The 13284-nt window shown below is 67.0% G+C and carries 13 protein-coding genes; 3 read left to right on the forward strand and 10 right to left on the reverse strand.

Annotated elements, in window-relative coordinates:
• Positions 1–46 precede the first annotated feature (46 nt).
• Positions 47–1030: an RCC1 domain-containing protein gene (locus tag CLV29_RS11285; RefSeq protein ID WP_424991534.1), complete on the reverse strand. Its 984-nt coding sequence runs from the start codon at positions 1028–1030 to the stop codon at positions 47–49.
• 359 nt (positions 1031–1389) lie between these two features.
• On the opposite strand from CLV29_RS11285, the gene CLV29_RS11290 reads away from it, so the two are divergent.
• Positions 1390–2703 (forward strand): M20/M25/M40 family metallo-hydrolase, encoded by a 1314-nt coding sequence (locus CLV29_RS11290; RefSeq protein WP_133755210.1) that lies wholly within the window; start codon positions 1390–1392, stop codon positions 2701–2703.
• A 137-nt stretch (positions 2704–2840) separates the two neighbouring features.
• Here CLV29_RS11290 and CLV29_RS11295 read toward each other — a convergent pair whose 3' ends face one another.
• From CLV29_RS11295 to CLV29_RS11330, 8 genes are all read right to left on the reverse strand, one after another.
• Positions 2841–3158 carry a hypothetical protein gene (locus CLV29_RS11295; protein ID WP_133755211.1) on the reverse strand — a complete coding sequence of 106 codons (318 nt, stop codon included), beginning with the start codon at positions 3156–3158 and terminating at the stop codon, positions 2841–2843.
• A 74-nt stretch (positions 3159–3232) separates the two neighbouring features.
• A complete protein-coding gene (locus CLV29_RS11300) occupies positions 3233–4075 on the reverse strand; it encodes a transglutaminase family protein (protein WP_133755212.1) in 843 nt (280 codons plus the stop codon).
• Positions 4072–5043: an alpha-E domain-containing protein gene (locus CLV29_RS11305; protein WP_133755213.1), complete on the reverse strand. Its 972-nt coding sequence runs from the start codon at positions 5041–5043 to the stop codon at positions 4072–4074. Before CLV29_RS11305 ends, CLV29_RS11300 begins: the two co-directional genes overlap by 4 nt.
• A 3-nt stretch (positions 5044–5046) precedes the next feature.
• On the reverse strand, positions 5047–6900 hold the full coding sequence (locus tag CLV29_RS11310; RefSeq protein WP_243831900.1) for a circularly permuted type 2 ATP-grasp protein: 1854 nt from the start codon (positions 6898–6900) through the stop codon (positions 5047–5049).
• A gap of 139 nt (positions 6901–7039) precedes the next feature.
• Positions 7040–8452 (reverse strand): NCS2 family permease, encoded by a 1413-nt coding sequence (locus tag CLV29_RS11315; RefSeq protein ID WP_243831901.1) that lies wholly within the window; start codon positions 8450–8452, stop codon positions 7040–7042.
• A 148-nt stretch (positions 8453–8600) separates the two neighbouring features.
• The gene (locus tag CLV29_RS11320) at positions 8601–9710 is read right to left on the reverse strand and encodes an SPFH domain-containing protein (protein WP_133755215.1); all 1110 of its coding nucleotides are present in this window, start codon (positions 9708–9710) and stop codon (positions 8601–8603) included.
• A 104-nt stretch (positions 9711–9814) separates the two neighbouring features.
• On the reverse strand, positions 9815–10459 hold the full coding sequence (locus tag CLV29_RS11325) for a 4a-hydroxytetrahydrobiopterin dehydratase (RefSeq protein ID WP_133755216.1): 645 nt from the start codon (positions 10457–10459) through the stop codon (positions 9815–9817).
• A 146-nt stretch (positions 10460–10605) separates the two neighbouring features.
• Positions 10606–10929 (reverse strand): putative quinol monooxygenase, encoded by a 324-nt coding sequence (locus CLV29_RS11330; RefSeq protein WP_133755217.1) that lies wholly within the window; start codon positions 10927–10929, stop codon positions 10606–10608.
• A 465-nt stretch (positions 10930–11394) separates the two neighbouring features.
• Here CLV29_RS11330 and CLV29_RS16505 point away from each other — a divergent pair, with 465 nt between their 5' ends.
• Both CLV29_RS16505 and CLV29_RS11340 read left to right on the forward strand, forming a co-directional pair.
• On the forward strand, positions 11395–12099 hold the full coding sequence (locus tag CLV29_RS16505; RefSeq protein ID WP_208292928.1) for an alpha/beta hydrolase: 705 nt from the start codon (positions 11395–11397) through the stop codon (positions 12097–12099).
• A 40-nt stretch (positions 12100–12139) separates the two neighbouring features.
• Complete coding sequence (locus CLV29_RS11340; protein ID WP_133755218.1) at positions 12140–12781, forward strand: NAD(P)H-binding protein; 642 nt, start codon at positions 12140–12142, stop codon at positions 12779–12781.
• Positions 12782–12787: 6 nt separating this feature from the next.
• Here the strand turns inward: CLV29_RS11340 and CLV29_RS11345 are convergent, their stop codons facing one another.
• On the reverse strand, positions 12788–13192 hold the full coding sequence (locus tag CLV29_RS11345; protein WP_133755219.1) for a phage holin family protein: 405 nt from the start codon (positions 13190–13192) through the stop codon (positions 12788–12790).
• Positions 13193–13284 lie beyond the last annotated feature (92 nt).

Below are 13284 nucleotides of genomic sequence, written 5' to 3' on the forward strand. Positions count from 1 at the left end.
CGATCAGGTGGACGGTCTCGAAATCGAGGTACGGGCCGGTGCCCGGTCAGTTCGCGCAGCCGGGGCCGGACCAGCTCCCGACATCGCGCCTGCCATCGGCGCTGTTCCCTGTGCTGATCACAGTCCCATCGGCCCTGAGACCGAGAGTATGGGTCGAACCGGCAGCCACGGCGACGATCCGTTGCCAGCTCCCGACATCGCACTGCCCGTGACTGTTGTCCCCCACGGCGACAACCCGGCCGAGCGCATTGATACCCACGGTGTGATGGCTCCCGGCATCCACCGCCACGATGTCCTCCCAGGACTCGATGTCGCAGGCGCCAGCCGCGCCTGACCCGACTGCGACGACCCGTCCATCGCGACGCAGGCCCACGGTGTGCAGATACCCGGCGGAGCTGGCAGTGAGATCTCGCCAGTTCTCGACGGCGCATTGCCCCCGTTCGTTGTTCCCTGCCGCGATGGCCGATCCGTCCGCGCGGACACCGACCGAATGCCAGTCACCGCAAGTGACCGCCACGATTTCTCGCCAGGCTCGTACCTCACACGCCCCGTCGGCTGTGCGGCCAGTCGCGAGCACGGTGCCGTTGGCGGTGAGCCCCAGCGTGCGGCGCCAGCCCGCCGCCACCGAGATGACGTCTCGCCATTCGTGGACGTCGCACTGACGATCGTCACCCCAACCCGTCGCCAGCACCGTGCCATCGGCGCGGAGCCCGACGGTGTGCGACTTCCCGGTATTGGCTGCGGTATGGACATTGCCCGCCGCGACAGCAACGACGTCTCCCCAATGGCCGACTTCGCATTCACCAGCTCGGTTGTCACCGACGGCCAAGACTGTGCCGTCCGGCCGTATGGCGACTGAGTGACGTCGGCCGGCCGCCAACACTGCTCCATGTCCACCCATGGCCCCTCCCTGCCGGGTCAGAATAGGCGACCTACTGCCCCGCAGGACGCGTGCCGTCCCGCCAATCGGGCCCTGCGGGAAACCGCTGGAGTGGCTCCAGACACAGAAAGCGGCGTCAGATTCACCCATTTCACGATCTGGCGCCACTGTTACGGTGCACCCCCGGGACACAGTGGAACCGACTGTCGGATGGCAGGTGAGCTGCGCGGCTGCCGACGAGCGCCACGAACGCCGCTGATGGGTCGTCACGAACACGAGTCGTCACGAACACGAGTCGTCACGAACAGGGTCCACATCCAGCCCGTCATTCAGAACTGGCGCCGGGTGGTGGGCAGCGGCCCACACGATTCGATCCCCGAGTTTCGAGGTTCGGCTGGCACCTGGGGCGCGGAATGCCTACGCTTCGTTCAACAACCACGTGAGAAAAGACCCCCTGCATGACTTCCTCGGCGACAACCACCTGGCAGCACGGCTGCCGGGCTGCCGTCGTGTCCGCAGCCACCGCAGTCGTCCTCACCTCCGGAGTGGCGTTCGGGCCGGATGCCTCGGCTGCGCCGGTCGATCCGTACGAGTTCGCGGCAGCGGTCGATCGGGAGGCGATCTCCGACCATCTGGAGACCTTCCAGCAGATCGCCGATGAGAACGAGGGCAATCGCGCCGATGGCAGCCCGGGGGGCGTCGCCAGCGCGGACTACATCGTCCAGGTCCTGACCGAGGCCGGTTACGCCGTCGAGGTGCAGGAGTTCACCACCGAATCCGGCAGTGAGTCCGAAAACATCATCGCCTCCACCCCAACCGGTCGCGACGACAACGTCGCCGTCTTCGGTGCGCACTACGACAGCGTGCCCGAGGGGGCCGGGATGAACGACAACGCCAGCGGTACGGCAGCCCTGCTGCAGGTGGCGACCGAGCTGATCGCCACCGAGCCGCTGAACAACCAGGTCCGCTTCACCTTCTGGGGTGCCGAGGAGACCGGCCTCGAGGGCTCGGCGGCCTATGTCGACTCACTCACCGATGCCGAGCTGGAATCCCTGATCGTCTACTACAACTACGACATGATCGGCTCCCCGAACTACCTGATCGGCGTGGAGGACGGAAAGGCCGACAGCTACAACGGTGCTCCTTTGACCGAGGGGTCGGCGGCGGCGATGGACCTGCAGACCGACTACTTCGACAGCATCGAGCAGCCCTGGCAGCCCTCGGAGATGTGCTGCACCGATTACAACCCGTTCCATGACGCCGGCATCCCGATCGGTGGTCTCTACACCGGCGGCCGGGAGGCCCCGAAGACCGACGAGGAGTACGAGAAGTTCGGCGGCGTGGCCGGTGAGTTCCCGGACCCGAACTACCACACCGCCGGTGACGACCTGGCGAATGTGAGCCTGGAGGCGATCGACATCAACACCGGGGTGATCGCCTTCGCCGCGGCCTCCCTCGGCGCCTCCTCGGAGTCGATCAACGGCATCGCGCCGACCGAACCGACGACCAGCCCCAGCGGATCACCGAGCAGCTCCGGGTCCGTGCCGCCATCGACCAGCCCGTCGACCCCGACGAGCCCACCGAGCAGCCCGCCCACCACGAGTAGCCCGCCGACCTCGAGCAGCACCAGCCCGGAACCGTCGGCGACGCCCACCCCGGTGCGCAGCACCGCCCCCACGACCCCCAGCCCGGAACCGGTACCGGACCGGAAGCCCTTCAGCGGTTCCATGGCCGAGACCGGCGCGCCCGCCCTGGCCGTCATCGGGGCCGGGGCCTTGGCTGCCCTGACGGCCGGCACTCTGCTGCTGCGCCGACGTCCCTGACACCCGTCGATCCTGACACCCGTCGGTCCTGACACCCGTCGGTCCTGACACCCGTCGGTCTTGACAATCGTCGTCGCTGAGAACCGGCCCGCCCTCGGCGCCCGGTCGTCACTGACAACCCGGCATCCTTGGGCCTGTCAGATCAGGACGAACACGATCAACCCGACCAGCAGCATCACCACGGCAGTGATCGTCAGCCGTCGCGGGAACCGGTGGTAGCCGACCAGCACCCAGACGACGCCGGTCGCGACCAGGAACAGCAACAAGCCCAGCGATCCCCAGAACAGTCCCGGCAGGACATTCGAGGCCTCGGTGCAGTCCAGCAGGCAGCCTTGCCAACCGGCCGCCATCAACAACGCCGTGACCGACACCGGCACGATCAGCACCAGCAGAGCGCCCAGGCCGCAGACCACGGCCCACGGAACCGACGTGGATCGGGCTTCGGCTGACGGCACGGCGATGAGGATACGCCGAGTCGGCTGGCAAGGGGCTACGGATCGGCTGTGCAACCGCTCAGCGAACAGACACCTCAGGCCAGCCGGGTGACCTCCACGGTGACTGCCAGATCGGTCGAGCGGGAACCGGTGAAGATCCCCTTCAGCGGCGGTACGTCGGAGTAGTCGCGGCCGACCCCGACCGTCACATGCCGCTCGTTCACCAGGTTGTTGTTGGTCGGGTCGATCGACCACCACTCCCCGGTCCAGGCCTCCACCCACGCATGGGACTCACCGAGGACCGCATCGCCGATGTCGGCATTGGGCCGCGGATGCAGATAACCCGACACGTACCGGCTGGGCACACCGATCGACCGCAACATCAGCAGTGTCAGGTGGGCGTAGTCCTGGCAGACGCCCTTGCGTTCGGCGAAGGCCTCCACCGCCGAGGTGTGCACCGCGGTGGCTCCGGGTACGTAGCTCATCTGCTCATGCACCCATTCGGAGATCGCCACCACCGTGTCGGCCGGGGAATCGGTCTCCCGCCGGATCTTCCGGGCGGCGGTCGCCAGCTGCCGGTTCACCGGGACGTACTTGGTCGGCACCAGCAACTCGTTGAACCGGTCGCCGACCTCGTCATTGTCGATGTCGGACCAGCTGCCCTCGATCGGTCCCCGGGTCGGCTCGGTCTCCACGATCGAGGACCCGACGACCTCCAGCGAGGTGTGCGGTGCGTGCAGGTCGAAGGCGGTGACGGCGCTGCCCCAGTAGTCGGTGTAACGGTACGCACGGGTCGATGGGGTGGTCTCCACCCGGTTCAGCACCACGTTCTGCCGCGAGTCGCTGCGCGGGGTCAACCGCGCCTCGTTGAACGACGAATGGACCGGTTGTCCGTACTCGAAGCCGGTGGTGTGCACCACCCGCAGTCGCCAGCTCACAGCTCTCCCTCCACAACGATGTCCTCGACGCCGGTGCCGGCATCGCTCCAGGCCACCCAGGGAGCGGCGTGGAAGTACTGCAGGGCGATCGCCTCGTTCACCTGCCGGGTCGACTCGCGCAGCGACAGCAACCGCTCCTGCAGACCGTCCAGCAGGTCGGTCGGTTGCAGGAACTCCAGTTCGCTACGGGTCCGGCCGAGCAGTCGCTGCGCCTCGGCCCGCTGCCCGACCCGGCTGTAGGGCCGGTGGTCCAACTCGTCCAGACAGGTCTCGGCCAACCGGAACGCATGGAAGACCGAGCGCGGGAACAACCGGTCCAGCAACATGAACTGCACGATCCGGGAGGCATCCAGTGCACCCCGGGTGGTCCGCAGGTACGTGTCATGGGCGCCGGCCGAGCGCAACAAGGTGACCCAGGCCGGCGACGACGGTCGGTCACCGGCGCGCGAGAGCAGCAACCGGACCATCATGTCGGCCCGTTCGATCGAGCGCCCGAGCAGCAGGAACCGGTAGCCGTCGTCACGGGACAGGGTGGAGTCGGCCAATCCGGCGAACATCGCGGCCCGTTCCTCGACATAGGTGAAGAACTGCGCCGGACCGAGCCGACGGGCCAGCCGCTGCCGATCACCGAGCGCGTTGTAGGTCGTGTTCAGGCATTCCCACATCTCCGAGGAGGTCACCTCCCGGGCCGAGCGGGCGTTCTCCCGGGCGGCGCCGAGGCATTCGACGATCGACCCGGCCTGCCCATGGGAGTAGGCGACCAGCTCGGTCAGCGACCACACGTCGAGCTCCTCGTCGGGCGGCTCGATGCCCAGCACCCGCAGCAGCACCCGGGAGGTGAAGTCGGGGTTGGCGGTCGGATCCTCCAGCAACTGGTGCACGGTCACGTCGAGGATCCGGGCGGTGTCATCGGCCCGTTCCACATAGCGACCGATCCAGTACAGCGATTCGGCATTGCGCGCGAGCACCGGTCACTCCCCCTTCGCGGTCGTGGCGACCGAATCGGCCACCGAGCCCGATCGGCCCGCTGTCCGTGGGGTCTCCGAGGGAGAATCGGGCGCCGACCGTACCTGTTGTTGCTGTTCCTGCTGCTGTTGCTGGCTGGCGGTCAGATCCCGGCCGAACTCGGCGGTGGCCAGTTCCGGCGGATCGCTGACCACTTCGTCGCCGGCGAGTTCCTGTTCCTCCCGCGAGGCCCGCGTCGCGAGCACCCAGGTGTCCTTCGAACCGCCTCCCTGGGAGGAGTTCACCACCAGCGACCCCTCCGGCAGGGCGACCCGGGTGAGGCCACCGGGCAGCACCCAGACGTCCTCACCGTCGTTCACCGCGAACGGCCGGAGATCGACATGCCGGGGCACCAGATCATTGCCGATCCGGGTCGGTACGGTCGACAGCTGCATCACCGGCTGGGCAATCCAGTCACGCGGATCGGCCTTGATCTTGCGGGCCAGGGTCTCCAGTTCCTTCGCCGTGGCGTCGGGGCCGAAGACGATCCCGTACCCGCCGGAGCCCTCGACCGGCTTGATCACCAACTCCGTGATCCGGTCCAACACCTCCTCGCGCTCGTCGTCGAGCCAGCAGCGCAGGGTGTCGACATTGGGCAACTGCATCTTCTCGCCCAGGTAGTAGTCGATCATCTCCGGTACGTAGGTGTAGACCAGTTTGTCGTCGCCGACGCCGTTGCCGACTGCGGAGGAGATCACCACATTGCCTGCCCGGGCGGCGTTCACCAGCCCGGCCACGCCGAGCACCGAGTTCGGCCGGAACTGCAGCGGATCGAGGAACTCGTCGTCCACCCGGCGATAGATCACGTCGACCTGTCGCTCCCCTTCAGTGGTCCGCATGTAGACGGTGTTGTCCCGGCAGAAGAGGTCGCGGCCCTCGACCAGTTCGACACCCATCTGCCGCGCCAGCAGGGAATGTTCGAAATAGGCGGAGTTGAACACCCCGGGGGTGAGCACGACCACCGTCGGGTCGGCCTCGTTGGTCGCCGAGGCGGCACGCAGCGCGCGCAGCAGGTGGCTGGCGTAGTCGCCGACCGTGCGTACCCGGTGGGAGGAGAACAGGTCGGGGAAGGTACGGGCCATCGTCCGCCGGTTCTCCATCACATAGGAGACTCCCGAGGGGCTGCGCAGATTGTCCTCCAACACCCGGAAGGTGCCCTCGGCATCGCGGATCAGGTCGATGCCGGCGACGTGGATGCGTACCCCGTTGGGCGGCTGGATACCGGCCGCGGCGCGGTGGAAGTGGGCGCAGCTGGTGATCAACCGGCGCGGCAGGACGCCGTCGCGGACGATGTTCTGTTCGCTGTAGATGTCGTCCAGGAAGGCCTCCAGCGCCTTCACCCGCTGGGTGATGCCACGCTCCAGGCGGGACCATTCCGCGGCCGCGATGACCCGTGGGACGAGGTCGAGCGGGAAGGGCCGTTCGGCACCGGAGAGGGAGAAGGTGATGCCCTGATCGATGAACGCGCGGCCCAGGGCATCGGCCCGGGTCTCCAGGTCGGCAGCATCGGCCGGGGCGAGGGCGGAGTAGACCCCTTTGTAGGCCGGGCGTACCTCACCCTCGGCGTCGAACATCTCGTCATAGGCCGCGCGATAACTCTCGACGTCCCAGTAACCCTCGAAGGATCCGTCGATCCTCGGTGCCGCCTTGGTGGAGGATCGCTGCCGCTGGGACTGCGATCCGCCACGCCCGGACCGGGACTGGGATTGCGAGGACTTCTTCGTCTTGGCGCCGGTTTCCGCCTTCTTCGCTGCCGTCGTCTTCGTGGCAGGCGCCCGGCGGCCGGACTTCTGACCTGATCGAGGTGTCGCAGGACTCACCCCGCCATCATGCCAAGGCTCGCCACCCGTTGGGCGCGAACGCACGAATCGGCGCGCCGTGGAGTTGCCTGCGCAACGGCCGAGGCCGGTCGGCCGGATCGGCCGACCGGCCTCGGACCGATCTGGGTGAAGTCTGGTGCTACATCAGCCAGACGTAGCGGATGATCAACAGCGCGGCGAGCAGGTAGAGCAGCCAGCTCGCCTCACGCCAACGACCGGTGAGGACCTTGATCAAGGCGTAGCTGATGATGCCGAAGGAGACGCCATTGGCGATCGAGTAGGTGAACGGCATGGCGAAGATCGTCAGGAACGCCGGCAGTGCCTCGCCGATGTCGTCCAGATCGACGTGTTTGACACCCTCGAGCATGATCGCGCCGACGATGATCAACGCCGGGGCGGTCGCCGCACTGGGCACCACCCCGATCAACGGCCAGAAGAACATCGCCACCACGAACAGTGCGGCGGTGGTGATCGCGGTCAGACCGGTACGGCCGCCCTCCTCGACACCGGCCGCCGACTCGACATAGGCGGTGGTGGTGGAGGTGCCCATCATGGCGCCGAACATCGCGGCCAGCCCGTCCATCGAGAACAGGGTCTTCGCCCGCGGCATGTCACCGTGCTCATCGACGTACCCCGATCGCTGGGCGAGGCCGGTGAGCGTACCCGTGGCATCGAAGAAGTCGACCACGAAGAAGGTCAGCACCACGGTGACCGCACCGACCAGCAGGGTCTCGTGGTTGAGCAGTGCGCCGAAGTCCATCTTGAAGGCGATGTCACCGGGCCAGAACGGGGCGGCGACGATGCCGTCGGTGAAACCGGCGAAGGAGGTGTTGTCGGTGTAGACCGGCAGCCGGAAGACGATCGCCACCACGGTGGTGGCGAGGATTCCCCAGAGGATGGCACCGGTGACCCGCAGCTTCATCAGCACTGCGGTCAGCACCAGACCGACGAGCGCCAACCAGACCGGCGCCTGGCGGATGTCACCGAGGGCGACGAAGGTGGACTCGTCGGCGACCACGATGCCGGCGTTCTTCATCCCGATCAGCGCCAGGAAACCACCGATGCCGGCGGTGATCGCCATCTTCAGCGACATCGGCAGCGCCTTCACGATCGCCCGCCGGGCACCGACCACGCTGAGGACCACGAACAGCACGCCGGAGATGAACACCGCAGCCAGCGCGGCCTGCCAGGTGTAACCCATGCCGAGCACGACGGTGAACGCGAAGAAGGCATTCAGCCCCATGCCGGGCGCCTGGGCGAACGGATAGCGGGCGACCAGGCCCATCACCAGCGAGCCGAAGGCGGCGGCGACACAGGTGGTGATCACCAACTGGGTGAAGATGTTGTCCACCCCGTCGACCACGATCGCGCTGGAGAGCACATCGGGATTGACGAAGATGATGTACGACATCGCCAGGAAGGTCGTCAGACCGGCGCGCAGCTCCCGCGGGACCGTGGAGGCCGCTGCGCTGATCCCGAAATAGCGGTCGATCAACGACGGCGCCTTCGGCGGCGCGGGCGATCCGGCCGGTTCGTTCTCGATCTTCGTCACGGGCAGACTCCTCAGACGATCCTGCGCCTCGGCCATTCTCCGAGGTCTGGTGATCGGAGATTAGGACTGAAATGTGTCAGGCATATGTCATGGGCGCATCACTTCGGAACCAGTTCCGCCCGCCTCATCGATCCCGCCCGGATGCCGATCACTGCTGTCCGGGCAGCCACCTCTCGGCTCCTTCGGTCAGCCGCTGCCGGGCCTGCTGCAGACGGCCCTGCGGGGGCAGCGATCCGCTGTCGGGCTCCGGTTCCTGGGGCAACTGCGGGAACTGCTGCGGTCGGGGCGGCGGAGCCTGCGGGCGGGGCGCCGGTCGCGGCGGCGGCGCCGGCCGTGATCCCGGTTCGTCCTCGAAGGCGCTCTCGGCGGCCTTGCCCTGCAACAAGGCGTTGCGGATCTCGTCGAACATACTGCCGATACCGCCGGGGTTCGACGGCAGGTAGAGGACGCTGGTCTTCCCGTTGCGGGCGACGTCCTGCATCGTGTCGAAGTACTGGGTCATCATCAGCAACTGTTCGGCGGTGGACTCGATGCCCACCCGTCGCAGCATCTCGTACTGCTCGGCGATACCTTCGGCGATCGCCTTCCGTTGGGCCGCGACACCGACACCCTGCAGGCGTTTCGCCTCGGCCTCGGCCTCGGCCTGGGTGACCCGTTTGATCTTGTCGGCCTCGGCCAGCGACTGGGCAGCCACCCGATCACGCTGGGCGGCGTTGATCGAGTTCATCGAATCGCGTACCCGCTGATCGGGTGAGATGTCGGTGACCAGCGTGTTCACGATCTCGAAGCCGTACTCCCGCATCTGGCTGGACAGGGTCTTCTCCACCGAACCGGCGATGTCGTCCTTGGACTCGAAGGCCTCGTCCAGGTTCAAGCCCGACAGGGCCGAACGCACCACATCGAAGACGTAGGACCGGATCTGTGCGGTCGGGTCCGACAACCGGTAGTAGGCGGCGACCACGTTCTGCTCGGGGATCACGTACTGCACCGCCACCGGCACGGTGACGAAGACGTTGTCCTTGGTCTTGGACTCGATGTTCACCTCGAGTTGCTGCACCCGCAGGGAGATCGGCGGGGTCACCGAGTCGATGAACGGTGCCTTGAAGTTCAACCCCGGCCGGGCGACCCGGACGAACTTGCCGAAGCGCTCCACGATGCGATTCTCCTGGGTACGCACGGTGAACAGCGCCGTGGCCCGGATCAGGATCACCGCCACCACCACGATCACCAGCAGGAAGGGTATGGCCACGAGTTCCATTGGGGTTCACTCCTCAGATCGGTCCATCAAGTCTGCCCGACGGCAGGCCGGCACCGGGCAGGGGGCCGCTTCGACGCAGCGCGCGGTTCACCGGTTCCCCGGTCTCACCGCCCCTCGGCCACACAGAGGCAGACCTTGTTGCCTTCGGGGTCGGCCAGCACGGTGAACGTCTCCGGGCTGTCGTCGACGACGGTGCCACCGGCAGCCAGGGCGGCGACGATCCGGTCCTCCACCTGCTCGCGACCGAGCCACAGATCCAGATGGAAGCGCTGCCGCGGTGCGGCGTGCGGATCGGTCCGCTGCAACCACAACAGCGGCACGCGCTCCCTGGGGTCGATCACGTCGTCACCGTCGACATTGTCCGGCGTGCCGGTCAGCACCGCCGACCAGAACGCCCCCACCCCGGCCGGGTCGGCGGTGTCCAACGCCAGTTCCAGCAGGGCAAGCTCGGCCGGCGCACCGGAGATTCCCCGGTCCGCGGCCAGGGCGCTGATCTCGCGGGCCAGGTTCACGTCGCGCTCGCTGAGCCCGCCGATGTCATGGCTGGACAGCTGGACACTCACCCGCGGGTAGCTGAGACGTACCTCGGGGTGATGGTCGGCGCGCTCGGCGAGTTCGGTCAGCCCGGCGACGAAATCGGCGCCGGTGCGGAAATCGCCGGTCTCGAAGGTGGCATGCAGTGTGGAGGCGAGGATCCGCCAATCGCTCAGTCCTGCGGCGTGGACTTCGTCGTTGCTCAGCCGTCCCATGCCCTCATTGTTCCTCGCCGTGCCCACAGGGGACACCTCGGGGGCCCTGGTAGAGCACGGCGGACGGGGCATCACCCCGGCGACGAAGGATCCTCCTTGCCGCGATGGGGCCCGCCGTCGCCGTGGGCCGAGGGCTTTCGGTCGGCTCAGTCGACCGACATCTCGCCCAACTCGTCCCAGTCGTCCTGCTCGATGGTCTGGCTGATGACCTTCGGGGTGATCCGCAGGTACTTGGGCAGTTCCTTGCCGGCGGTCTGGAAATGCTCGGAGTTCACATGGGCACTGCCCGCTTCGCCGTCGGCGAATGCCTCGACCAGGACGTAGATGTTCGGGTCGTCGACACTGCGGGACCAGAAGAACCATTTGCAACCGGGCTCGGCCTGGGTCGCCTCGGTGAAGCTGCGGGCGATCTCCGGCCAGTCGTCGGCATACTCGGGCTTCACCTCGAACTTGGCGGTGATGAAGATCATCTTTTCTTCTCCTGGGAATCGGGAACCTGACCCCACCGGATCCTACCGGGAGCGCGCCGGATGATGATCATTGCCTGATGTCGAAGGTGATCACTTCCCGGTCTCGCAGTATCGTCCGGTGCCAGAATGGACGGGTGCGTACGAACTCATTGATCAGCGGCATCGGTACCGCAGTGTTGGCCGGCCTGGCGATCGAACGCCGTCGCCGGGAGCTGCAGGCTGTCGCCCCCGAGCTGCGGCACGGGGGCTTGTGGGTGCCGACGCCGATCACCAATGCGGTGGAGCTTGCAGTCACCCGGAGGATCCGGGCCCGGCAGGAACACAATGCGCCGGCGGTTCCCTGTGTCCGGCTGCGGGCCGACACCGGCGCTGCACCACCGGTCGATCTGCTGCGGTTCGACCCGCCGGAGCCCACCCAGCCGGGTGGGGAAGCGGCCCCGACCGGTGCGGTGTTGTGGATCCACGGTGGCGGTCTGTTGGTCGGTTCACCGGAAACGCACCGCACCGTTCGCTGCCGAACTTGCCGCCGATCTCGGCGTACCGGTCTTCTGCAATCGTTACCGGCTCGCACCCGAACACCCCTATCCCGCGGCCATCAACGACTGTTTCACCGCATTGCAGTGGCTGCACGTCCAGGCCGACGAACTCGGGATCGACCGGCAACGGATCGTGATCGGTGGCCACAGCGCCGGCGGCGGTCTGGCCGCGGTGCTGGCCCAACGGGCTGACGACGCAGAGCTGCCGGTGGCCCAGCAGACGCTGGTCTACCCGATGCTGGACGAACGAACCGGTTTCGGTGATCAAGTCGGACAACGCGGTCGGATCGGTTGGGATGCAGCATCGAATCGGTACGGCTGGAGCAGCTATCTGGGTCATCAACCGATCGTCGCCGACCGGCCGTGGGCGGCCGCCAGGCGGCGCAAGGATCTTTCCGGCCTGCCACCGACGTGGATCGGCGTCGGTGATCTCGACCTCTTCCACGACGAGGATCTGGAGTACGCACAGCGGCTTCGGCGAGCCGGCGTACCGACCGAACTGGTGGTCGTACCGGGCATGTATCACGCCGCCGAACGTGACGTACCGGACGCACCGTCCATGATTGATTTCACTTCCCGCATGCGGGCCAACATGCGGCGCGCACTGAGCGGATCAGCCACCGGCGGGCAGTGAGGCGGGAATATCTCCCGCACCACCGTTTGCTACAGGGCACATGAGCACTGTGACGATCATTGGTGGCCACGGCAAGGTGGCCCTGTTGGCAGCCCCACACCTGGTGGAGGCAGGTCACCGGGTCCGCTCGGTGATCCGCAACCCCGATCACCGCGAGGAGGTCGCCGCCACCGGCGCCGAACCGGTGGTGGCCGATGTGGAGAACCTGGACGTCCCGGGTCTGGTCGAGGTCTTGTCCGGGTCCGATGTGGTGGTGTTCTCCGCCGGTGCCGGCGGCGGTAGCCCGGCTCGTACCCGCGCTGTCGATCATGATGCCGCGGTACGTTCGATGCAGGCGGCCGGTGAGGCCGGGATCTCCCGGTACGTGATGGTCTCCTACTACGGCGCCGGGACCGACAACGTCCCCGAGGACGATCCGTTCTACCCCTACGCCAAGGCGAAGGCCGATGCCGATGCGGCACTGCGGAGGACCGACCTCGAGTGGACCGTGCTCGGCCCGAGCCGACTGACCTCGGAGGATCCGACCGGATTGATCGACGTCGACAAGGGTTCGGGTGAGGTGTCGCGCGGCAATGTGGCGCTGGTGATCGCGGCCACGGTCGAGGAACCCTCGACGATCCGTCGGACGATCAACTTCGATGACGGAAGCACTCCGGTCGCCGAGGCGATCCGGGCATCCTGAGCAGGTTCAGTCGAACCGCTCCTGTTTGCGCAGGACTCCGGTGAAGACGCCGATCAGCGCATTGGCGATCGACATCACCAGGGCACCGGCGACGGCCCACCAAAAGCCGTCGACGATCAGCCCCCAGCCGAGGAAGGTCATCGAGATCCAGCCGACCAGCAGGAACATCAGGCCGTTCACGATCAGCCCGAACAACCCCAACGTCAGCACGTAGAGACAGGCCGTGGCGAACTTGACCAAGGGCGCGATGATGCCGTTGACCAGACCGAAGACCAGTGCCACGACCATGTAGCTGAGCACGGTGGCGAGCGTCGTCTGGTCGTACGGCTGGACCGCGACCCCGGGCAGCACGAGAGCGGTCAGTGCCAGCGCCAGTGCGCTGGTGACCAGGCCGATCAGGAAGTTGCGCATACCGCCAGATTGCCAAACCCGGCCAAGGGTCCGCCGAGCGGGTCGGTCGAAGCATCACGCAGATGCTCCGACCGGCCGTTCGGGCTCACCCC

The organism is Naumannella halotolerans (assembly GCF_004364645.1).
In the GTDB taxonomy this organism is placed as follows: Bacteria; Actinomycetota; Actinomycetes; order Propionibacteriales; family Propionibacteriaceae; genus Naumannella; species Naumannella halotolerans.